Source organism: Pseudomonas sp. fls2-241-R2A-110 (assembly GCF_030209165.1).
Classification (GTDB): Bacteria; Pseudomonadota; Gammaproteobacteria; order Pseudomonadales; family Pseudomonadaceae; genus Aquipseudomonas.
Window position 1 is genome coordinate 15,144 of record NZ_JARVSN010000053.1, and the last position, 19,285, is coordinate 34,428.

Annotated in this window: 20 protein-coding genes and 2 pseudogenes; 13 read left to right on the plus strand and 9 right to left on the minus strand. The window is 59.0% G+C overall.

Translation table 11 applies throughout. The features are described from left to right. Positions 1-4 precede the first annotated feature (4 nt). Positions 5-199 (plus strand): annotated as a pseudogene (locus tag QRN31_RS31305) (BON domain-containing protein); the annotation flags it as partial. An 84-nt stretch (positions 200-283) separates the two neighbouring features. Further along, positions 284-2,134, plus strand: a complete 1,851-nt coding sequence (gene ftsH, locus QRN31_RS31310) for an ATP-dependent zinc metalloprotease FtsH (RefSeq protein ID WP_285436787.1) — start codon at positions 284-286, stop codon at positions 2,132-2,134. On the opposite strand, the pseudogene QRN31_RS31315 reads toward ftsH, so the two are convergent. Continuing rightward, positions 2,095-2,460 (minus strand): annotated as a pseudogene (locus QRN31_RS31315) (phosphoketolase family protein); the annotation flags it as partial. The gene ftsH and the pseudogene QRN31_RS31315 overlap by 40 nt on opposite strands. 36 nt (positions 2,461-2,496) lie before the next feature. Beyond that, complete coding sequence (locus QRN31_RS31320; RefSeq protein ID WP_285436788.1) at positions 2,497-3,039, minus strand: c-type cytochrome; 543 nt, start codon at positions 3,037-3,039, stop codon at positions 2,497-2,499. Positions 3,040-3,578: 539 nt separating this feature from the next. Between QRN31_RS31320 and QRN31_RS31325 the strand changes: the two genes are divergently transcribed. After that, a complete protein-coding gene (locus QRN31_RS31325) occupies positions 3,579-4,946 on the plus strand; it encodes an erythromycin esterase family protein (RefSeq protein WP_285436789.1) in 1,368 nt (455 codons plus the stop codon). A gap of 36 nt (positions 4,947-4,982) precedes the next feature. Here QRN31_RS31325 and QRN31_RS31330 read toward each other — a convergent pair whose 3' ends face one another. Together QRN31_RS31330 and QRN31_RS31335 are read right to left on the minus strand one after the other, a co-directional pair. Beyond that, entirely contained in the window at positions 4,983-5,690 is a 708-nt protein-coding gene (locus QRN31_RS31330) for a phosphoribosyltransferase (RefSeq protein ID WP_285436790.1), read from the minus strand. Positions 5,691-5,744: 54 nt separating this feature from the next. Continuing rightward, a complete protein-coding gene (locus QRN31_RS31335) occupies positions 5,745-6,629 on the minus strand; it encodes a universal stress protein (RefSeq protein ID WP_285436791.1) in 885 nt (294 codons plus the stop codon). A gap of 569 nt (positions 6,630-7,198) precedes the next feature. Between QRN31_RS31335 and QRN31_RS31340 the strand changes: the two genes are divergently transcribed. Then, on the plus strand, positions 7,199-7,744 hold the full coding sequence (locus tag QRN31_RS31340) for an Hsp20/alpha crystallin family protein (protein WP_285436792.1): 546 nt from the start codon (positions 7,199-7,201) through the stop codon (positions 7,742-7,744). A 109-nt stretch (positions 7,745-7,853) separates the two neighbouring features. Here QRN31_RS31340 and QRN31_RS31345 read toward each other — a convergent pair whose 3' ends face one another. Then, positions 7,854-8,774 carry a universal stress protein gene (locus QRN31_RS31345; protein ID WP_285436793.1) on the minus strand — a complete coding sequence of 307 codons (921 nt, stop codon included), beginning with the start codon at positions 8,772-8,774 and terminating at the stop codon, positions 7,854-7,856. A 79-nt stretch (positions 8,775-8,853) separates the two neighbouring features. Further along, complete coding sequence (locus QRN31_RS31350) at positions 8,854-9,108, minus strand: Lpp/OprI family alanine-zipper lipoprotein (RefSeq protein WP_285436794.1); 255 nt, start codon at positions 9,106-9,108, stop codon at positions 8,854-8,856. A 238-nt stretch (positions 9,109-9,346) separates the two neighbouring features. On the opposite strand from QRN31_RS31350, the gene QRN31_RS31355 reads away from it, so the two are divergent. Then, complete coding sequence (locus QRN31_RS31355; RefSeq protein WP_285436795.1) at positions 9,347-9,772, plus strand: potassium channel family protein; 426 nt, start codon at positions 9,347-9,349, stop codon at positions 9,770-9,772. 36 nt (positions 9,773-9,808) lie between these two features. Here QRN31_RS31355 and QRN31_RS31360 read toward each other — a convergent pair whose 3' ends face one another. Continuing rightward, positions 9,809-10,693 carry a universal stress protein gene (locus tag QRN31_RS31360; RefSeq protein ID WP_285436796.1) on the minus strand — a complete coding sequence of 295 codons (885 nt, stop codon included), beginning with the start codon at positions 10,691-10,693 and terminating at the stop codon, positions 9,809-9,811. A 280-nt stretch (positions 10,694-10,973) separates the two neighbouring features. On the opposite strand from QRN31_RS31360, the gene fnr reads away from it, so the two are divergent. Further along, on the plus strand, positions 10,974-11,717 hold the full coding sequence (gene fnr, locus QRN31_RS31365; RefSeq protein ID WP_285436808.1) for a fumarate/nitrate reduction transcriptional regulator Fnr: 744 nt from the start codon (positions 10,974-10,976) through the stop codon (positions 11,715-11,717). Positions 11,718-11,742: 25 nt separating this feature from the next. Then, positions 11,743-12,726 (plus strand): zinc-dependent alcohol dehydrogenase family protein, encoded by a 984-nt coding sequence (locus tag QRN31_RS31370; RefSeq protein ID WP_285436797.1) that lies wholly within the window; start codon positions 11,743-11,745, stop codon positions 12,724-12,726. Here the strand turns inward: QRN31_RS31370 and QRN31_RS31375 are convergent. After that, on the minus strand, positions 12,716-13,627 hold the full coding sequence (locus tag QRN31_RS31375) for a universal stress protein (RefSeq protein ID WP_285436798.1): 912 nt from the start codon (positions 13,625-13,627) through the stop codon (positions 12,716-12,718). The genes QRN31_RS31370 and QRN31_RS31375 overlap by 11 nt on opposite strands. Positions 13,628-13,849: 222 nt before the next feature. On the opposite strand from QRN31_RS31375, the gene QRN31_RS31380 reads away from it, so the two are divergent. Then, positions 13,850-14,413 carry a GNAT family N-acetyltransferase gene (locus tag QRN31_RS31380; RefSeq protein ID WP_285436799.1) on the plus strand — a complete coding sequence of 188 codons (564 nt, stop codon included), beginning with the start codon at positions 13,850-13,852 and terminating at the stop codon, positions 14,411-14,413. A gap of 53 nt (positions 14,414-14,466) precedes the next feature. Here the strand turns inward: QRN31_RS31380 and QRN31_RS31385 are convergent, their stop codons facing one another. Continuing rightward, entirely contained in the window at positions 14,467-15,390 is a 924-nt protein-coding gene (locus tag QRN31_RS31385; protein ID WP_285436800.1) for a universal stress protein, read from the minus strand. 292 nt (positions 15,391-15,682) lie between these two features. Between QRN31_RS31385 and QRN31_RS31390 the strand changes: the two genes are divergently transcribed. The 5 genes from QRN31_RS31390 (at position 15,683) to QRN31_RS31410 (ending at position 19,082) form a co-directional block, all read left to right on the plus strand. Next, the gene (locus QRN31_RS31390) at positions 15,683-16,609 is read left to right on the plus strand and encodes a universal stress protein (protein WP_285436801.1); all 927 of its coding nucleotides are present in this window, start codon (positions 15,683-15,685) and stop codon (positions 16,607-16,609) included. Between the two features lie 167 nt (positions 16,610-16,776). Further along, on the plus strand, positions 16,777-17,181 hold the full coding sequence (locus tag QRN31_RS31395) for an antitoxin Xre-like helix-turn-helix domain-containing protein (protein ID WP_285436802.1): 405 nt from the start codon (positions 16,777-16,779) through the stop codon (positions 17,179-17,181). Continuing rightward, entirely contained in the window at positions 17,175-17,867 is a 693-nt protein-coding gene (locus QRN31_RS31400; RefSeq protein ID WP_285436803.1) for an RES family NAD+ phosphorylase, read from the plus strand. Before QRN31_RS31395 ends, QRN31_RS31400 begins: the two co-directional genes overlap by 7 nt. Positions 17,868-17,970: 103 nt before the next feature. Then, a complete protein-coding gene (locus QRN31_RS31405; protein WP_285436804.1) occupies positions 17,971-18,471 on the plus strand; it encodes a PaaI family thioesterase in 501 nt (166 codons plus the stop codon). Positions 18,472-18,509: 38 nt separating this feature from the next. After that, positions 18,510-19,082, plus strand: coding sequence for a chorismate mutase (locus QRN31_RS31410; RefSeq protein ID WP_285436805.1), 573 nt, complete (start codon positions 18,510-18,512; stop codon positions 19,080-19,082). Positions 19,083-19,285 lie beyond the last annotated feature (203 nt).

The following is a 19,285-nucleotide window of genomic DNA, read 5'->3' on the forward strand; positions in this document are numbered from 1 at the left end:
GAGCCTGCGTAATGCAATCCTCGATGAACTGCAATTCCAGCCTGCAATCGATGCCGAGGGGATTCACGTCAAGGTCCAGGGCGATGTGGTGAAACTCGAAGGCAGGGTGCATTTGTGGCGCCAGCGCCAGATTGCAGAACGGGCGGCCTGGTCGGTGCCCGGTGTCAAGGAAGTCATCGATCACATACTGCTTGCCTGAATCGAGGACCCGGGGAGCCTGCGACCTCCCCGGGAGGCTCAAGAACGGCCTGTTCGACAGCCGTTACTTATCCGAGCAAAGGCCATGAAAAAAAACCACCAATGGAACCTGTCTTACTTCGCGATCACCTTTATCGTGCTCAGCCTCTTTCAATTTCTATTCATAGAACGGCATGTCGTTCAGAGCATTCCCTACAGTCAGTTCCAGCAACTGCTCACCGAGCACAAGGTCAGCGATCTGCGGATCGAGAAGGACCAGATCAGCGGAAAGCTGCTGGAACCCATCGACGGCCGCAACCTGTTTTCGACGGTTCGGGTCGATCCAGCGCTGGCCAGCGATCTTGGTCAATCAGGTGTCGAGTTTACCGGGGTCAGTGAAAACACCTTGCTCAACGGTCTGATCGGGTGGCTGCTGCCGTTTGTCCTGATCATGGTGATCTGGCATTTTCTGTTTCGCGGGATGGCGGAAAAACAAGGCCTGGGCGGCCTGATGAGCATCGGCAAGTCACGCGCCAAAGTGTTCGTCGAGCGCGACACCGGGGTGACCTTCGCCGATGTCGCAGGCATCGATGAAGCCAAGGTTGAATTGGTCGAAATTGTCTCGTTCCTCAAGGACAAGACCCGATACGCGCGGCTCGGGGCGCACATTCCCAAGGGCACGCTGCTGGTCGGCCCGCCGGGGACCGGCAAGACGCTGGTGGCCAAAGCCATCGCCGGTGAAGCCGGCGTGCCATTTTTCTCGATATCGGGGTCTGAGTTTGTCGAAATGTTCGTCGGCGTGGGGGCGGCCCGGGTACATGACTTGTTTGACCAGGCGCGCCAGGCGGCGCCCTGCATCATCTTCATTGACGAACTCGACGCATTGGGAAAAATGCGCGGCGTCGGTGCATTTGGCGGCAACGACGAAAAAGAGCAAACCCTCAACCAGTTACTGGCAGAGCTGGACGGATTTGATCCCCGGGAAGGTGTCGTGCTGTTGGCTGCGACCAATCGGCCCGAGATTCTCGACCCGGCATTGCTACGCGCCGGGCGGATCGACCGGCAGATTCTGATCGATCGCCCCGACCGCAAAGGTCGACAGGCGATTCTCAACGTTCATCTAAAGAAAATCGTCATAACGCCGGGCCTCGACGCCGAACAGATCGCCGACATCACCACTGGTTTTACCGGCGCCGACCTGGCCAACCTGGTCAACGAAGCGGCCATCGTCGCCACCCGTCGCGGCGCCGAAGCGGTCAGCCTCGATGACTTCACCCGAGCGGTAGAACGCATCGTCGCCGGGGTTGAGCGCAAGAGCAGCTTGTTGCACGCCGATGAGCGCCAAGTGGTGGCGTACCACGAAATGGGGCACGCCCTGGCCGCCAGCAGCCTGCCGGCCATGGACCCGGTGCACAAAGTCTCCATCGTGCCCCGCGCCATTGGCTCGCTGGGGTATACGCTGCAGCGCCCCACCGAAGACCACTTCCTCATCAGCTGTCAGATGCTCAAGGACCGCATTGTCGTTCTGATGGCCGGACGCGCCGCCGAGTTCCTTGCCTATGGCCAGATTTCCACCGGAGCGGCTGATGACCTGGCCCGCGCGACGGATATCGCCCGCCAATTGATCACCCGTTTTGGCATGAGTCCTGAACTTGGGCAGGCGGTTTTGGAGCGGCAAAACACGACGTATCTGGGCGAGCGGATGCAAGGCGTGGGCGAGAAAGACTATTCGGAACAAACCGCCAGGGAAGTTGACCTGGGGATTCGCGCCCTGCTCGATGAAGCGTACGAGCGCGCAAAAGCCTTGCTCGGCAGTCGTCGGGCTGACCTGGACGCGGGTGCACGTCTTTTGCTGGAAAAAGAAACCCTGACACCCGAAGAATTCCCGCCACTCAAGCCCATCAAGTCCGTGCCGATAGCCCCCCGACTGCCCGCCCCGCCACCTCCGGTCGACTGATTATTTGCGACGCTTGCCGGGGTCCATGGCGAGACGTGGCTGGAGATCCCGTACAGGCAGGAAAACTGCCGAAAAAGGCGAACCAGGCCATTGGTATTACGTTTCACCGCGAGATAAAACTCGGTGTAGGTGCCTTCCAGATACGTCTGCGCCACCACCGAGGGCCCGCCATGACCGGGACCGGCGATAAACAGCCTGTTCAGGTCGTACAGATTGATCAGGCGATTGAGGTGCGTGTAGATCAGGTTCAGCCCCGGCGTGGTCCCCCAGTGACCCAGCAACCGCGGTTTCAGGTGCGCCAAGGTGAGCGGCTCCTTCAGCAGCGGTCAGCATCAATTCTCGATGCAGCGATTCAAGACTTTTCACTGCGTTTTGACGCCGAGCGTCGCCAGGTAATGCGCAACGGATTGGGCGTCCGCATCGGACAGTGAATGATTCTCCCGCTTCATCTGCGCGCCACGTGGACGCTGGTCTGTCTGCCCAAGCACTTTCATCTGGCTGATGACATAGTCTGCGTGTTGACCCGCCAACCGGGGCACCGCGCCCTTGCCCTCCCCGCCAGCACCGTGGCAAGCGCTGCACTGGGCGACGCCCGACTCGGGAATGCCGTTGCGGAAAATCGACTCACCACGGGCGTCCGATGTATCGGCATCCGCTCTCATTGGGCTCTGACTCGAAAAGTAGTCCGCCAATTCAGCGATCTGCGTGTCGGTCAAATGGGTCAACCCGCCCATGTACTGAGCCCCGGACTTATCGCTGCGGGTATGCAGTTTGAAGTCGCTCAATTGCAACTTCAGGTACTCCTTCTGCTGACCGGCCAACTTGGGGAACATCGGGGACACCGACTCCCCCGTCAGGCCATGACACAAGGAACACACTTGATCGGCCATGGCGATACCGGGCATGGGCGACACCTCTTGTGAGGTGTCCTCGTGGGTACTCGTGCAGCTCATGAGCGCAACGGCGCAGACCGCGACAACGCGATGCAATCGGTTGAATGTGCGCTTCATGCCACAGGTTTCCATGGTCCACGCCCTCGATATAACTATCGGCAGACACGTCCTTCACTGTGATTGCGAATCTCCCACGAGGCGCGCGGCTGACACCTCTGAATTGAGCTTAGCCAGACGTCGCCCCTCGACAGGTCACGAGCAACGAGTTGCTCAGCCTGATTCGCAATATTGTCCATCGCTTGCGCTCATATCCGGTGCCCCATCAAGACCTGGCTTAAACACTTTCTCTCAAGGCATTGCAGCCTTTGTTGATCAAACTCAACCATTCGCCTGAATCGGCGTGTAGGAATAATCGAACGTCGAACAGGCGACACACAGGATGGAGCTTTAACACCGTGTCGAGCGCCTGCGAATTGATTTTTGGCGGTTGAGCGTCTGATGGAGAACAAGCGCAATGCCGGTGGCAGTTACCTCACCATGGGATGGCCGTCATGACTAAACCCACTCAAGACTCGCTGGACACCTTCCATGGTTCACGTCGGCCCATCGACGAGGCCGCCATCGCGCCGATCCTGCGCCGATATGCGGAACCCTTGCCAACGCTGAACTCGGCGACGTTTGGTGAGATGTTCGATCGCTATGCGGATGCGCGCGTGGTGCTGATCGGTGAGGCCAGCCATGGCACCAGCGAGTTCTATAAAACCCGCGCAGCGATTACCCAAAGGCTGATTGAACACCACGGGTTCACGGTTGTGGCGGTGGAAGCCGATTGGCCGGACGCTTGCCATGTCGACCAGTACGTCCGGGGACTGGCCCGTTCGGCCTGGAAACGCCACATCTTCAGCCGATTTCCGACCTGGATGTGGCGCAACACCGAAGTGAGGGCCTTCGTCCACTGGCTGCATCACTTCAATCACCAGCACGGCCCTGAACGTCGTGTCGAATTCCGCGGGCTCGACGTTTACAGTCTGCGCAACTCCATCCATGAAGTGCTGAACTACCTGGACCATGCCGATCCGCGTTTGGCTCACGAAGCGCGCCAGCGCTACGGCTGCCTGACGCCGTGGCAGGATGATCCGGCGCTGTACGGCCACTTCGTCGAACGCGCCGGACTCATGCCCTGTGAGCAATCAGTGGTCGACCAACTTAACGCCATGCTGGCCGAACAATTGGCCGGACTTGTGCGCAATGACGAAGCGTTCTTCAACGCGGCGCAAAACGCCCGGGTGGTGCAGGCGGCGGAGCAGTATTACCGCGCGATTTATCGAGGCGCGACCGCCTCCTGGAACCTGCGGGACCGGCATATGTTCGATACTCTGCAGGCGCTGCTCAAACACCGGGGGCCGCAGGCCAAAGCCGTAGTCTGGGCGCACAACTCCCATATCGGCAACGCGGCCGCCACGGAAATGGGCTGGAAGGGTCAGTTCAATATCGGGCATCTGTGCCGCAGTGCTTTCGGGCGCGATGCCGTGCTGATCGGCATGGGCACCGACCGGGGCCAGGTGGCGGCTGCCGATGACTGGGACGGCGCCATGCTCATCAAGGACATCAGACCCTCGCACCCGGACAGTTGGGAACACCAGTTTTTCAAGGCCGGCGTGCCGGCGTCGTTGACCGACTGGCGAGACCCGCGCCGCAAAGAACTGCGCCATGCCTTGACCGGACCGCTACTGGAGCGGGCCATCGGAGTGATTTATCGCCCGGAGACCGAGCGCCGCAGCCATTACTTCGAGGCCTCGCTGGCCGAGCAGTTTGACGCCATGATCTGGATTGAACAGACCCGCCCCGTGAGCGCATTGGCGCTGCCGAAAAGCCAGGCCATCGAACCGGAAGACGAAACCTTTCCGTTCGGTGTGTGAGGCGCGTCATTCAAGTCCAGCTGTCGAGGTTGAAGTTCAAACATCGACATTGCCCCCAGTCGTACCGTCAGCAGCAGATTCTCGTTGCCAGGCGCGCTGCAACAACTCAATGACCTCTTCGTCCGAGGTCTGGGAAAAATTCAAATACCAATAACCGATCGAGACCATCCACTCAGGCACCAGCGGGCAGATCACTTCATCGACGTCGATGAGCAATGTCTCCACCGTTTCGAGCGGCGCAACCGGCACGGCGACGACGATGCGAGCAGGTGCTTGTTTTCTCACGGCCTGTATCGCAGCCATCATCGAGGCCCCTGTCGCCAGCCCGTCATCAATCAGAATCACCACCCGGTCCTTGAGTTGCACCGGCGGGCGGTTGCCCCGATACACCTGTTCACGACGCAACAACTCGCGTGTTTCTCGTGCGACCACGGCATCAAAACTGGCTCGATCAATCGGATGAGCACGCAGTGCATCTTCGTTGAGTATTTGAATGCCACCGCTGGCAATGGCGCCCATGGCGTACTCCTGATGAGACGGAACGCCAAGCTTGCGCACCAGCATCAGGTCCAGGTGAACATTAAGCGCCGTGGCCACTTCATAGGCCACCGGGACGCCGCCACGTGGCAACGCAAGGACGATGACATCCGGTCGATCCGCGTACTTGAGCAACGGTTCTACCAGACCTCGACCTGCCGCGGCCCGATCCTTCAAGGTCGTTTGCAATGAGGGACTCTGAGTCATGGAAGCCTCCCGGGCGATGACGCCTGCCGTTGTTTACCCATGGCTTTGCCCGCGCTAGACCGCCAGAACGTTGCAAGCCACTTGGTAAAGAATATGTTCAGTGGTGCTGCCCACAAGTTTTTCCAGGCCGTGATACTGAGCCCTGCCCATCACGATCACATCCACCTCCTGTTCGCTGGCAAATTCACTCAGCGCCGAGACGGGTTGTCCCAGAATGAAATGGTGACGATCGGCGGGCACACCGTAGCGATGGGCCAAGTTGAGAAACGATTGTTCATCGTTTCTGCGCAAATCCTGGGTCAGGTCAGACAGCGCCAGCCCGCCCATGTCCGTCATGTACACCGCCGAAATATCACAGGCATACAGCAGATGCAGTTCGGCCCCGCACTGTAACGCCACGCTGGTGGCCTGTTGAATGATCCGCTCGTTCAGCTCGCTGTTTGCAGGCGCTGTATCCGAAACGTCGACGGCCGCCACGACCTTGCGCGGCAAGGCATGAGCGTCCCCGCCCACCAGGTACACCGGCACCGGGCAATGCCGCAATAAACGCCAATCCAGCGGGGTGAAAAAAGCGCGCTTGAGCGCTGATTCGTGTTGGGTTTGCTTGATCACCAAATCAGGTTGCATTTCCGTGACGTGATCAAGGATGTCTTGCTGCAAGTCATCGGTCCAGGCCACCTCCATGGTGACCTCGATACCGCGACCCCGGAGGTTTTTTGCCTGGTTTTTCAGCCATTCGGTATGGTCCTGCAGGTAGCTTTTCCGAGCCTTCTCCCGCACGTTTTCTTCAAGCAGTGACAGGATCTCCACCGGCTTTGCCAACGCCGCAATATGCAAGCTCGCACCACTGGCCTTGGCCAAGGCGGCAGCATGGTTGATCGCCGGGGAATGGCGCAGGGCCGGGTTGATGATCAGTAACAGGCGTTGATATTGGCTCATGATCTGACTCCACACAGAGGGGGCTCGACGTCCACCACGGGCCCTTTGCCGAGACTGGCGCTGACGCCTGCGCCGGATCAGCACCAGCGTTGATTGAGCGTCCTCCGTTGAGGATTCTCTGGCGTTGATTTATGTCAAATCTGCGCGTGTGTCCCTTGCCCCTTAAACACTCATTTCGTCGCCGTTGATCAATAACCACCTGAATGGTCGCGTCTACACTGACCGCCCCCCGCAGCCATGTCAGCCATAGGGCAAGATGTCGTGGCGCCCCCCCCAAGCACTCAGTCTTTGCCCTGTTTCTGATCTAAATCAAACGGCTCCTGGACATTCTCGCCGACAGTAAAGTCAGCAGCCGCAACCTGACTTTCGAGGGATGCAGAAACTCAGGGCCAACCGCTCCATGCCCCCGACACGGGACCGTCATCTATCGGGGCGGCGGTAGTCTTCGTCGGCTGGAGGCTGTGGTCCCGTCCACTGATCTTGTAAGGCCAGGACCTGCTTTTTATTCTTTCAGGGTGGAGTGCAGCAAATGTTCGCCGTCCACCCTCAATTAAAGAGGAGGAGTAAACATGAGCAATTCCGTGAAAAAAATGCCGATAACGACTGAAGACAAAGCCAGTCAGCCCCCTATGACGACAGCAGACCTTTGGCGGCCTCTGGAAAAACTCCGGCAACAGGTCGATCAACTGTTCTCGGACTTTGGTCGCGGCCGGGGACTTTCCCCCTTCAGTCGTGGACTGTTCGATGTCGAGCCATTCTGGCCACTGGAACTGACCGGTCAGAGCCTGCCTGCGGTGGACATCACCGAGAAAGATAAAAGCTACGAAATCTCAGCCGAGCTACCCGGCATGGACCAGAAAAACATCGAGATCAAACTGTCCAACGGCAGCCTGATCATCAGAGGCGAGAAGAAAGAGGACAAGGAAGAAAAAAGGAAGGGTTATCACCTCAGCGAGCGTCACTACGGCTCCTTCGAACGGGTGTTCAACCTGCCCAAAGGCGTCGATGCCGAGAAGATCGAAGCGAGCTTCAGCAAAGGCGTGCTGCACGTCTCGTTGCCGAAAAAACCTGAGGCAATGAAAGCCGACAAGGTTATGCCGATCAAAGGCGAGTGAAACCCTGCAAGTCCAGCCCCTGCCGGGAAAACCGCGGGGGCTTTTTTTATCGGCTCGATGGCGTAGCAGGCGAATCGATCAGTACATTAACGACGGTCTCGATGGTCTCTCACTGGAGCCAGGGCAATGGCTTGACGATGGTCAAACTGCAAGGCGTGCGGTTCAACACACTCTCGGCAGTACTGCCGATGAACCGGTCAATCCCGCGTTGGTAGACCGCGCCCATCACCACCATGTCGAAGGCATTGCGTTGCGCGAAATGTGTAATCACCTTATGAGGAATACCTCTGAGCTGATGTCGACATTTTTGTTCGATACCGTAGCGCTCGGCCAGCACCTCGAAGGCTTCTGTCTGGGCATCGGTGACGGCGTTGCCCAGACTGGCTTTCAGGCTCTGTGTCGGCACACTCTCTGTGACGTCGCCCATCACCGACCAGTTACTGACGTTGAGCAGGTGCAAGGGCGCACCGCAGGAGGCTGCGAATGTCGAGGCCAGGTCGAGCATCCGGTCATTGAGCCCATGCGTCAGATCTTCCAGGTGCGATAGATCGATGGCCGCGAGGATCTTCGACGGCTTCGGATTTTCGGCGTCAGTCACCAGATGCAAATGAGCCGGACAGTCACGCAGCAACAGCCAGTCCAGAGGTCGATGGAAGGCGCGATCGAGTGCCGGAATCTGCTGGGTGTCCTTGATCACCAAATCCGCATGGAAGTCATTCACGTACTCAAGCATATGCGCCAGACTCGACTTGGCACAGACCACTTCAGTGGTCACCTGCAACCCGATACAGCGCTGAAACCGGGCTTGCTGCTCCAGCCAGTGACGATGTACCTGCAAGTAGCCCTCCCGTGCCTGGGCCATCGCATCGTGATCAAGCAGCCCGGCCAGCGCCAGTGCCTGCACATAGTCGAACGCGACGATGTGCAACACAGCCCCCGAGGCGCAGGCCAGTGCGCGCGCCCGGTCGAACGCCGGCGTACGGCTCATTTCGCAGGGGGCGATCAACAGGATCCGCTTGAGTTTCAGCATGACCTACCTCGTCCTCGGAACACCTTGCCTGCCTTGCCGCCCATTCTCTTGATGGCGGATTTCCTGCAAACCGGTTCCTTTATTTTCGAGTCGACTTTTGCGCCATCCGACTGGCACGAACATTGGCTTCATCGGCAGTGCGTTGCGCCTGGCTGGCCGCTTGCGCCGCTTGTTGCACCTTCACCATCGCTTCATCGGCGCGATGTCCTGCGGTCGTGGCATTGTTTTCCGCGGATTCGAGCCGCGCCTCGAATTCCTGAGTTTGCCGGTGACTGCAACCGGCAGTCGCAGCCAACAGGATGCTCAACAATGCAAAGGACAAGCGCTTGTTCATGACGGTGCTCCCTGGATTTAATGCGACTCGAAAGCTTTTGTTCAAGTATCTGGCGTTATCCCCTGAGGGCTCTGATTTTTGTCAACTAATTCAAGCTTTCAGAGGCTTTGTCCCTGCGACGCCCGCTCATGGAAGCCTTGTTGATGTAGCTCAATGACTTTCAGCCGCCCTGGGGTAGAAATGGGCACGTCCACCGCCGATGCTGATGAAGCTCGCCCGATACCGCTGGAGGCTCACCATGCTGGCAGTCACACTGATCAACACGCTAGTGGTCGTCATCGTCGTGGTGAACCATTACGAATGCCTGTTACGGCTGAACGACTGGCTGCCGCGTCTCAAGCTCTGGAGTCGCTTTCGGATTGTCGCCGGGGTCTTCGGTGCCCTGCTGGCCCACGCGATAGAAGTCTGGTGCTTCGCGCTGGCCTATTACCTGATGGCACGTTCCGGCGAATGGGGAACCCTGATCGGCAGTTTCGATGGCTCGTTCATGGACTGCGTGTACTTTTCCTTCACCACCTACACGACCATCGGCTTCGGCGATATTTCACCGGTGGGCAACCTCAAATACCTGACCGGCCTGGAAGCCCTGACGGGGCTGGTATTGATTACCTGGACGGCTTCGTTTCTGTTTCTCGAAATGCAGAAATACTGGAAGCGCAAATAACCGCCCCCTCGCTGCCAGGCCCGTTTCGACGTCTTTCTAGACAGCAAGGACGCTGCAAGGCACCTGATACAAAATATGCTCGGTGGTACTGCCCAGCAGCTTGTCCACTCCGTGGGACTGGACCTTGCCCATCACGATCACATCCACTTGATGCTCGCTGGCGAAGTCGCTCAGCGCCGTGACGGGGTGACCCTGTATGAAATGTCGCCGGTCCGAGCCCACGCCGTACCGAGCAGCTAAATGCAGGAACGATTTTTCCAGGTCTCTGCGCAGCGACTTGGTGAGGTCCGCGAGCGTCAGCCCACCCATGTCTGCCAGAAAAGCCGCGGAAATATCGCAGGCATACAACAGATGCAATTCGGCATCACACTGCAGCGCGAGGCCGCAAGCCTGCTCGATGATCCGGTCATTGAGCGCCTCGTCGGGTGACCCGGTATCCGACACTTCCACCGCGGCCACAACCTTGCGCGGCAAGGCGAAGCTGCTGGCTCCGATCAGGTAGACCGGTATCGGGCATTGACGCAGCAAACGCCAATCCAGCGGGGTGAAGAAAGCGCGTTTGAGCACCGATTCATGTTGCACTTCCTTGAGCAGCAAGTCGGGCTGCAATTGCGTGACGTTATCGAGAATGTCTTGCGACAGGTCATCAGCCCAGGTCACCTGCGTGGTCACGTCAATGCCCCTGCCACGCAACGTATGGGCCTGAGCCTTGAGCCAGTCCTCATGATCACGCCGATACACCTCCCGGGCCTGGTCACGGTCGCCTTCTTCAAGCAGCGACAACAATTTGAAGGAAGGAATCAAGGCGGCGATATGCAACTTCGCACCGCTGGCCTTGGCCAATGCCGCCGCATGGTTGATTGCCGGAGACTGGCGCAGGGCCGGGTTGATGATGAGTAGCAAGCGTTGATACTGACTCATGATTGACCTCCAGACAGGTGAATGTTCGACCGATGACCCAGCAGCGCGGGTCTCCACTGATCGACAGGGTTGATTCTGCGAGTCTGGCACCGGGAAAGACTTGATTTACCTCAAGTGTCCAAGCGGTGATGGACAGGTGCGCGGACCTTCGGGCGCTGGGGTTCGACGTTTGACGGGCATGGATCCATTCGTCTAATACCTTGTCCACAGGAACAATTAGCCTTACCTGGGACGCACAGGTAACTATGCTTTATAAGCTGACCCCGAGGGCTATATGAACATGCCTGACGCTCGTTCGTATCGAGACCATCATCTCAAGGCCGCCTGCTCCAACTGCAGCGTGTTGGAACTGTGCCTGCCGCTAGGCCTCTCCGGCCCGGAAATCGAGCAGCTCGATACGCTGATCGTGCAACGCGTCAAAGTCAAAAAAGGCGCCGCCCTCTATCGCGCAGGCGATCCGTTGCGATCGCTGTACGCCGTGCGTATCGGCTCGTTCAAGACCTGCGTGCTTTCGCTCGATGGTCGAGAGCAGGTCACCGGCTTCCAGATGCCCGGCGAAATGCTCGGCCTGGACGCCATCAGCACTGAACGGCACACCTGCGATGCCTACGCGCTGGAAGACAGCGAAGTCTGCCCTATCCACTTCGCTCACCTGGAAAAACTGGCCCATGAGCTGCCCTCGCTGCAGCACAACCTGAACAAAATATTAAGCCGCGAAATCGTCCGCGATCACGACATGCTGATGATGCTGGGCAACATGAACTCCGATGAGCGCCTGGCCGCGTTTCTGCTGAACCTGTCGCAACGGCTGAACCAGCGCGGGTATTCATCCCGGGATTTTGTCCTGAAAATGCGCCGCGAGGAAATCGGCTCCTACTTGGGCCTGCGACTGGAAACCATCTGCCGGGGCATCGCGCACCTGCGGGATCAGGGACTTGCGGAGATATCGGGCCGCGACGTCAAAATCCAGAACATGGATGGCCTCAAGCAGCTGGTCGCCGGTTGTCATCGCCACCAAAGCTAACCCCCTCTGACGCCGGAGAATCATCATGCGCGCCATGGTATTGCACAGGGCCGGCCATCCACTGCAACAGCAAGAACGGCCTGTGCCGACACCCGGTCCCCAGCAACTGCTGATCAAAGTCCTGGCCTGTGGCGTGTGCCGCACCGACCTGCACCTGGTCGACGGCGAGCTGCCTCAGGCGGTACTGCCGCGAGTGCCGGGGCATGAAATCGTTGGAGTAGTCACAGCGGTCGGAGCCGATGTCGCGCCCGACTGGATCGGTCGGCGGGTGGGCGTTCCGTGGCTGGGCTGGACTTGCGGTGAATGTGTGTTTTGCACCTCGGGCCGGGAAAACCTTTGTGATCATGCACAGTTCACCGGTTGTCATCTGGACGGCGGTTATGCCGAGTACACGGTTGCCGACCGGCGCTTCTGTTTCCCGATTCCCGAGGGGCTCTCGGACGTTCAGGCAGCACCGCTGCTGTGTGCCGGGCTGATCGGTTTTCGGGCGTTGCAAATGGCCAAGGGCACCCGCCATCTGGGTCTCTACGGGTTCGGCGCGGCGGCGCATCTGGCGATTCAGGTGGCGCGAGGCCGGGGGCAGAAGGTGTATGCCTTCACCCGCCCGGATGACAGCGAGGGCCAGGCCTATGCCCGCTCACTGGGCGCCGAGTGGGCCGGGCCTTCGGACCAGCCACCACCGCACCTGCTCGATGCCAGCCTGATTTTTGCCCCCGTCGGCGTGCTGGTGCCGCTGGCACTGGCGGTCACCGTCAAGGGCGGCTGCGTGATTTGCGCCGGCATCCATATGAGCGACATTCCCGCGTTTCCCTACCGGCTGCTATGGGGCGAGCGCAGCGTCCGTTCGGTGGCCAACCTGACCCGTGAAGACGGCACCACGTTTTTCCAGGAATTGGAGCACACGCCCGTGCACTGTGACGTCACCTGTTTTGCCCTGGCCGAGGCCAATCAGGCCTTGGCGTACCTGCGAGCCGGCCAGTTCAAGGGCGCCATCGTGCTCATCCCCTGACCGGGGACCTGACGGCAAGGATGCTGCCCGGCACCGAATAAAGGGCCCGTTCGGTGTTACTGCCAATGAACCGGTCGATCCCCACCCGGTGCACCGTGCCCATCACCACGACATCCGCCACGTATTGTTCGACAAACTCGTGGATCACGGGCACTGGCAACCCCATGATGAAATGCCGACGCTCCGGCGGTATGCCGTAGCGATCGGCCAACGTGACAAACGCCAGGTGCAAGGACTCGCGCAGTTCCTCGATGAAGTCCACGGTCCAGCCTCCACCGGCCAGCGGCGCGTCGCCATTGAAGGCTGGTGACAAGTCATAAGCGTAAAGCAGGTGCAGCGGGGCATCGCATTGCAAGGCCAAGGCGTTGGCGGTCTGAATGATGGTGTCATTCAAACCGTTGATCTGGGTGGAAGGATCGAACGGGTCCACCGCCGCCACGACGCGGTGCGGCAAGCCGTAACGGGTCTGGTTGACCAGGTGCACCGGGACCGGGCATTCGCGCAGCAAATGGCAATCGAGCGGTGTGATGAACACCCGTTTCAGCAGCGGCTCCAGGGTGACGTCCTTGATCAGCATGTCGGGCTTGAGGTCTTCGACCGTTTTCAAAATATCCAGCAGCGGATGCGTGGTAAACACCACGTCGACCGTCACGTCCAGCCCCAGATCGTTGAGTCGGTCGAGCTCATCGGCGGCCCAGCGACGGTAACGGCGCAAATACCCCTGATACCGTGCGTCGTCGATTTTTTCTTCCCACAAATGCACGACCGGTGCCGGTTCGACAAAGGCCCGCACGGCCAGCACGGCACCGCTTGCCTTGGCCAGAGCCACGGCCCGCAGCATGGCTGGGGACTGATGCAGGGTTTGGTCGGCGACCAGCAACAAACGTTGATACTGACCCATCACACACCTCGGCTCGACGACGGTCGTTGTGGACCGCCAGGCTCCAAGCGTGCACGTGTTGCCCCCTCTGCCAGGTTGATTTACATCAAATACCGGCAAATGAACGTCCTGCGTCACGACTCTCTGATCCAGATCAGATTCAAGCCCGGCCATCGGCGTAGAAAGGAGTGAACTGTACGGTTCACCACCGCGCACCTTTCAAACCGGATGGAGGATCACCCCATGCTGACTGTGAAAGACCACAATGACCGGGCCGCCGCCGCTTACGCCTCAGTCACCGGACAACACTGGATCGAATCGCTCAAGGACGGTCGTCATGTGCTGATACGACCGCTGACGGAAAAAGACCGCGACCGTGAATACGCCTTCATCAAACGGCTGTCCCCCGAGTCTCGGCATATGCGCTTTCTCGCCCAGATCAACGAGCCCGGTGCCGCGATGCTCAATCAGTTGATGGACACCGACAACAAACAGCGGATGGCCTACGTCGCGCTGGCCCATGAAAATGGCCAACTGATCGAGATCGGTGTCAGCCGCTATGCCGCCACGACCGAGAAAGAATGTGAATGCGCGGTGACGGTCGCCGATGAGTGGATGCACCTGGGCCTGGGAACGTTGCTGATGGAGCATCTGATCAAGGCTGCACGCAAAAATGGCTTTACCCAGTTGTACTCGGTGGATGCCGCCAGCAATGCGCCGATGCGTGACCTGGCCAAAGCGCTCGGTTTCCAGACAAGCAATGACCCTAACGACAGCCATCAGGTCATTCACCGTCTTTACCTGTAAAAAATCGCCCCGCGATGTTCCGGCCAACGGTTCATCGCGGGGCGATCCAGTCTTCAGGATTGCAGCGTCTTGCCCGGCTTGATGGCCAGCACACTGCAGGGCGCGCGGTGCAGCAGTTGCTCTGCCGTGGTGCCCAACAGAATGTTCAATTTGTTGTGCTGCACCGTGCCCATGACAATGACATCCGTGTGATGCTCGGCGGCAAAGTCACAAATACTGTTCAGCGGTGAGCCTTCGATGAAGTGCCGGGACGCTGGAGGCACACCATGACGTTCGGCGAGGGACGCAAAGGCGTCGTGCTGCGCCGTTCCCAACGCTTCATAAATACCGGTGGCCAGCGGCAGTGCGCCAAAGCCCATGTCCTGGGCATACACCGCCGCCCAGTCATACACATGCAGCAGTTCCAGTCCCGCATCACACAGGGCGGCCAGCTTGGCGGCCGCGTCGACAATCTGATCGTTGAATATCCGATCCTGGTCTTCGCTGCGCAACACATCGACGATGGCCAGGACGTTGCGTGGCTTGGGATTGAGGGCATTGGTCACCAAGTGCACCGGCACCGGACAATCGCGCAGCAACTGCCAGTCCAGCGGCGTGAAGAACACCCGTTTCAGCGCCGACTCTTCCTGGGCGTCCTTGACGATCAGCGCCAGGGACATCTCGTTGACGAAGTGCATGATTTCTTCGTATGGATGCTGCACCCAGACCACCTCGCTGGTGACCTCCACCCCGTGCCGGCTGAGCAGCCCGGCTTGTTCGGTGAGCCATTGCCGATGGGTGTGCAAGTACCCTTCACGCGCCAGATTTATTTGCTCGGGGGCGAACAGGCCCGCTACCGCCAGGGCCTGCAAATAATCGAACGCCACAATGTGCAACGGCATCTGCATCGCGTGCGCCAACGCGGCGGCCCGGTCGAACGCTGGCGTGCGGGTCATGGCTGAGGGAGCAATTAACAGTAAGCGCTGAATCTGCGACATGGGGCACCTCGACAGGCGATCATCGGCTGGGGTCAGTAGCGTTTCAGAATGCACGCTCCCAGCCCCGGACCAGTTGATCTTTATCAGTTTCGCCGTCCCTTTTTCATGAAGCGCGGATACCTCAAACCCCCTCTGACAACCACGCGTCGTGCCGTCCCCCGGCACGCTACTCCGGATTGACAAAGATCAAGCGGCGACGGCAATAGCGGCGCCAATCTTGTTATCAGGTACACGCGCCATCCAACCCTCGTGGCCATTTCGGCCAGTTTCTGTGCGCCAAGGGAGCATTGTCATGTCCGAGCAATCACGTTTCATGCTGGTCGTCTCACCCCTGATGGAAAACAGCCCCGCGTTCGACCGCGCCGCCGCACTGGCCAAGGCAGAAGACGCCGCGTTGCACATCGTGGCCTTCGATTACCTGGAAGGCCTGGCGACCGCCGGCCTGGTCAATGAGCAGGCGCTGGAGCAGATGCGCCTCGGTTACCTCGAGCGCCATCGCCAATGGCTGGAAGACCAGGCACGGCCGTTGCGCAAAATCGGTGTGACCGTCACCACCGAAGTGGTCTGGGTTGAAAAGCCCTTGAAGGAAATCCTGATACATCTCAAAGAGCAGCCAATGGCCCTGCTGATCAAGGCGCTGGAACATGAAACGGTGTTTTCGCGCATGATGTTTACTCCCCTGGACATTCACCTGCTGCGCGAATGCCCGGTGCCGCTGCATTTTGTCAGTCATATGCAGCACGCATTGCCGCGCAGGATTGTCGCGGCGGTCGACCCGTTTCATCGCGACGCTCAGTACGAAGACTTCAACGACCGCATCCTGCATGAAGCGGTGAAGCTGGCGACGGCATGCAACGCCCAGCTCGACGTGGTTTATGCCTACGACCTGTCGTCGATCGGCGCCGATGAATTCGGCTTCGACGACGCCACCAGATTCTTCTCCTCGAAAACCGCCAAGACCCTGTTCGACGCCCAGGGCGAAGCCTTTAACGAACTGGCCGAGCGCAACGGCATTCCACCGGAGCAGCGCCACATGGTCATGGGCAACCCGGCCAAGGTCCTGGCCAGTTATGCCGATGCCTACAACGTCGACGTGATCGTCATGGGACGGGTTGGCCACCGTGGCTTGGGCCGCTTGATTGGCAGTACGGTCGAACACCTGCTCTATAAAATGCCTTGCAGCGTTTGGGTGGTCTCGCCGCAAGAACTCGCCGATTGATACAACGTGGCGCAAATCAACAAGGGCTGCCGTATGAATGGCAGCCCTTTTTTTAATTTCTCCATTCGGATAAAGCCACCTTCCCTGTCCATTGGTCGATCCAGCATTGCTCTACAGATTCAATATAGATATTTTTGGATCTAAGGATTCACTATGAGGCATCGAACATGGCAGTCCCCCTCCAGGCACAAACACTCACCAAGGCCCAGTGCGTCACGGGTCTGCGTGCGGCGGTCGGCATACTCGACAAATGGCGCGCCTCCAGTGATCAGGCCTGTCGCATCCTGCGCATTTCGCGTAGCACCTACACCCGCGCCCGGCAGCGCGATGTGCAATGGACAGTGTCCCTGGACGCGGACCAGATGCAGCGCATCAGTTTTGTACTCAACATCCATGCCGCACTGCGCCTGGTTTTCGATAACCCGGAAAACGTCTACGGGTTCCCGTCGATGGCCAATCACAACGAGTTCTTCAACGGACGCAGCCCGCTCGAGATCATGGCGCAAGGCGACATGATTTCCTTGTATGAAACCTTCCGGCGCATTGACGTGCTGCGTGGCGCGCAATGGTAGAAATCAATCAACTGGCCGCGTGTGCCGGCGAGCGCTTACAGGCCTACCGACTGGTCAATTCCAAGTATCCACCCGTGGCGTTGTTCGACGATGTGGCGGATGCGGAAGCATTTGAAGTCCTGTATCAGATTCAGGCATTGACCAACCCCAGGTTGAAAAATGAAGTGGGCCATCTTGAGTGGATCGCGCGCGATCAGATCCCGTTCGGCATCCCTGGCTGCTCCTATGCCACCGCGCCGTTCACCCACGTCAACCCGGCCGGTTCACGGTTCAGCGATGGCAGCTTCGGGGTGTTGTACCTGGCCGACACCCTGGAAACGGCACTGGCCGAAGTCCGTCATCACCAAAGCCTGTATTGGTCGAATGTGCCGAGTCTCAACTATGAGCGCTTCGTTTTTCGCGGACTGTCCTGCAGCTTTGTCGACACAGACATGAAAGACGCTGCGCTCATTGCGCTGACCGATCCTGTGTACGCGCCTGATGATTACACCCATTCCCGTCGGCTCGGTCGCTCAATCAAAGAATCCGGCGTGCCCGGCCTGCGTTACCGGTCCGTGAGAATGCAAGGCAGTCACTGCTGGGCGCTGATGACACCGAAACCGGTCTTATCAATCATTCAGGCAGCGCACTACGAGATGGTCTGGAACGGCCAGATCACCAGCGTCAGCAAGATCAGCGAAGCCTGAGCACGACAAGATCAACGGGACGCCATTACCGCAATGACCAAAACCTGCCTGCCGCGTTAATATCCGCGAGATTGGGTTCACACCATCAAGGAGAATCAAAGGCATGTCCGGACTCGACACTTCCCTGCAAGACACCGCAGCGCCTGAAGGCGTGTGTTATGGCTGCGGCGGCAGCAATCCGCACGGGCTGCACATCAAGAGCTTCTGGCATGAAGACGGCATCCACGTCATGGCCGAACACACGCCCGACGCCATGTATTGCGGCTGGCCCGACCTGGTGTACGGCGGGTTGATCGCGATGCTGGTGGATTGCCATTCAAACTGGACAGCGATGGCCTATCACTACCGGATGGAACACCGCGACACGGCAAGCCTTCCGCGCATCAATTGCGTCACCGGTAACCTTGGCATCAAGTTCATCAAACCGACACCGATGGGTGTACCACTGACCTTGCGTGCAAAAGTGGAAGGCGAAGTCGGACGCAAAAGTCGGGTCATTTGCGAGGTCTACGCCGGGGACGTGCTGACGGCCATTGGCGACTCGGTTTTTGTTCGCGTAGACGCCGCGCAATTGGCAGACAGTGCGCGCGTAACGCCTGAATAAATCCCTTGATTGTGAATCGTGAGCCCAAGAGGTTGTCCATGCCCCGCTTCCCACATTTACCGCAACTGCTGACCTGTGCCCTGCTCGGTTTATTCGTGTGCAGCACACAGGCCAGCACGCCCTCCTCTGCACCCGACAGTTTGCAGCCGCTGCTGGTCACGATGAACGAGCGCTTGAACATCGGCGATCTCGTGGCGCTGACCAAGTGGGACAGTGGCAAGCCGATTCAGGACAGTGCCCGGGAAGCGCAAGTGATCGCCAATGCCAGGAAAATGGCCGTTGACCGTCAACTCGACCCGGATGAAGTCGCCGAGCTGATCTCCGCACAGATAAAGGCCAGCAAACTGGTGCAGTACGGGCTGATCGCTCAATGGCAAGCGGCCGGCAAGGCGCCGGACACCCCGCGGCCTGACCTCGCCGGACAGATCCGGCCTCAGCTTGATGAGTTGCAAAACCGTCTGTTGCAGCAATACGCTGACTTTGCCGCCTATCGCAAGGATCCGAATTGCCCGAGCTGGTTGGGTAAGGCGCGAGCCCGCTTGATCAAGGATCAATTGCACGGGCAGGCCCTGATTCGTGCCACCGGCGAGTTGTGTGTCGCGAGTCAGTGAGCTTTTGATCGAACAGGGCGTTGGCTGAAGGGATAGGTTTGCAGCTTGGACCAAGAACAAGCGTGGCCTTATCCGCCTGATGTTGTTCACTGTTTTTGGGTTGGGGTTGGGGTTGGGTGCATATCCGTTGCTGCGGTAACGGCGGCTGTTGGTTCCGCTTTTACAGCGGGTCACTTGGAGAAGCGCCAAGTAACCAAGCGCTT

Coding starts and splice junctions, on each gene's coding strand:
- ftsH (WP_285436787.1), top strand. CDS start 284: ATGAAAAAAAACCACCAATGGAACCTGTCTTACTTCGCGATCACCTTT.
- QRN31_RS31320 (WP_285436788.1), bottom strand. CDS start 3,039: ATGCCCGGTATCGCCATGGCCGATCAAGTGTGTTCCTTGTGTCATGGC.
- QRN31_RS31325 (WP_285436789.1), top strand. CDS start 3,579: ATGACTAAACCCACTCAAGACTCGCTGGACACCTTCCATGGTTCACGT.
- QRN31_RS31330 (WP_285436790.1), bottom strand. CDS start 5,690: ATGACTCAGAGTCCCTCATTGCAAACGACCTTGAAGGATCGGGCCGCG.
- QRN31_RS31335 (WP_285436791.1), bottom strand. CDS start 6,629: ATGAGCCAATATCAACGCCTGTTACTGATCATCAACCCGGCCCTGCGC.
- QRN31_RS31340 (WP_285436792.1), top strand. CDS start 7,199: ATGAGCAATTCCGTGAAAAAAATGCCGATAACGACTGAAGACAAAGCC.
- QRN31_RS31345 (WP_285436793.1), bottom strand. CDS start 8,774: ATGCTGAAACTCAAGCGGATCCTGTTGATCGCCCCCTGCGAAATGAGC.
- QRN31_RS31350 (WP_285436794.1), bottom strand. CDS start 9,108: ATGAACAAGCGCTTGTCCTTTGCATTGTTGAGCATCCTGTTGGCTGCG.
- QRN31_RS31355 (WP_285436795.1), top strand. CDS start 9,347: ATGCTGGCAGTCACACTGATCAACACGCTAGTGGTCGTCATCGTCGTG.
- QRN31_RS31360 (WP_285436796.1), bottom strand. CDS start 10,693: ATGAGTCAGTATCAACGCTTGCTACTCATCATCAACCCGGCCCTGCGC.
- fnr (WP_285436808.1), top strand. CDS start 10,974: ATGCCTGACGCTCGTTCGTATCGAGACCATCATCTCAAGGCCGCCTGC.
- QRN31_RS31370 (WP_285436797.1), top strand. CDS start 11,743: ATGCGCGCCATGGTATTGCACAGGGCCGGCCATCCACTGCAACAGCAA.
- QRN31_RS31375 (WP_285436798.1), bottom strand. CDS start 13,627: ATGGGTCAGTATCAACGTTTGTTGCTGGTCGCCGACCAAACCCTGCAT.
- QRN31_RS31380 (WP_285436799.1), top strand. CDS start 13,850: ATGCTGACTGTGAAAGACCACAATGACCGGGCCGCCGCCGCTTACGCC.
- QRN31_RS31385 (WP_285436800.1), bottom strand. CDS start 15,390: ATGTCGCAGATTCAGCGCTTACTGTTAATTGCTCCCTCAGCCATGACC.
- QRN31_RS31390 (WP_285436801.1), top strand. CDS start 15,683: ATGTCCGAGCAATCACGTTTCATGCTGGTCGTCTCACCCCTGATGGAA.
- QRN31_RS31395 (WP_285436802.1), top strand. CDS start 16,777: ATGGCAGTCCCCCTCCAGGCACAAACACTCACCAAGGCCCAGTGCGTC.
- QRN31_RS31400 (WP_285436803.1), top strand. CDS start 17,175: ATGGTAGAAATCAATCAACTGGCCGCGTGTGCCGGCGAGCGCTTACAG.
- QRN31_RS31405 (WP_285436804.1), top strand. CDS start 17,971: ATGTCCGGACTCGACACTTCCCTGCAAGACACCGCAGCGCCTGAAGGC.
- QRN31_RS31410 (WP_285436805.1), top strand. CDS start 18,510: ATGCCCCGCTTCCCACATTTACCGCAACTGCTGACCTGTGCCCTGCTC.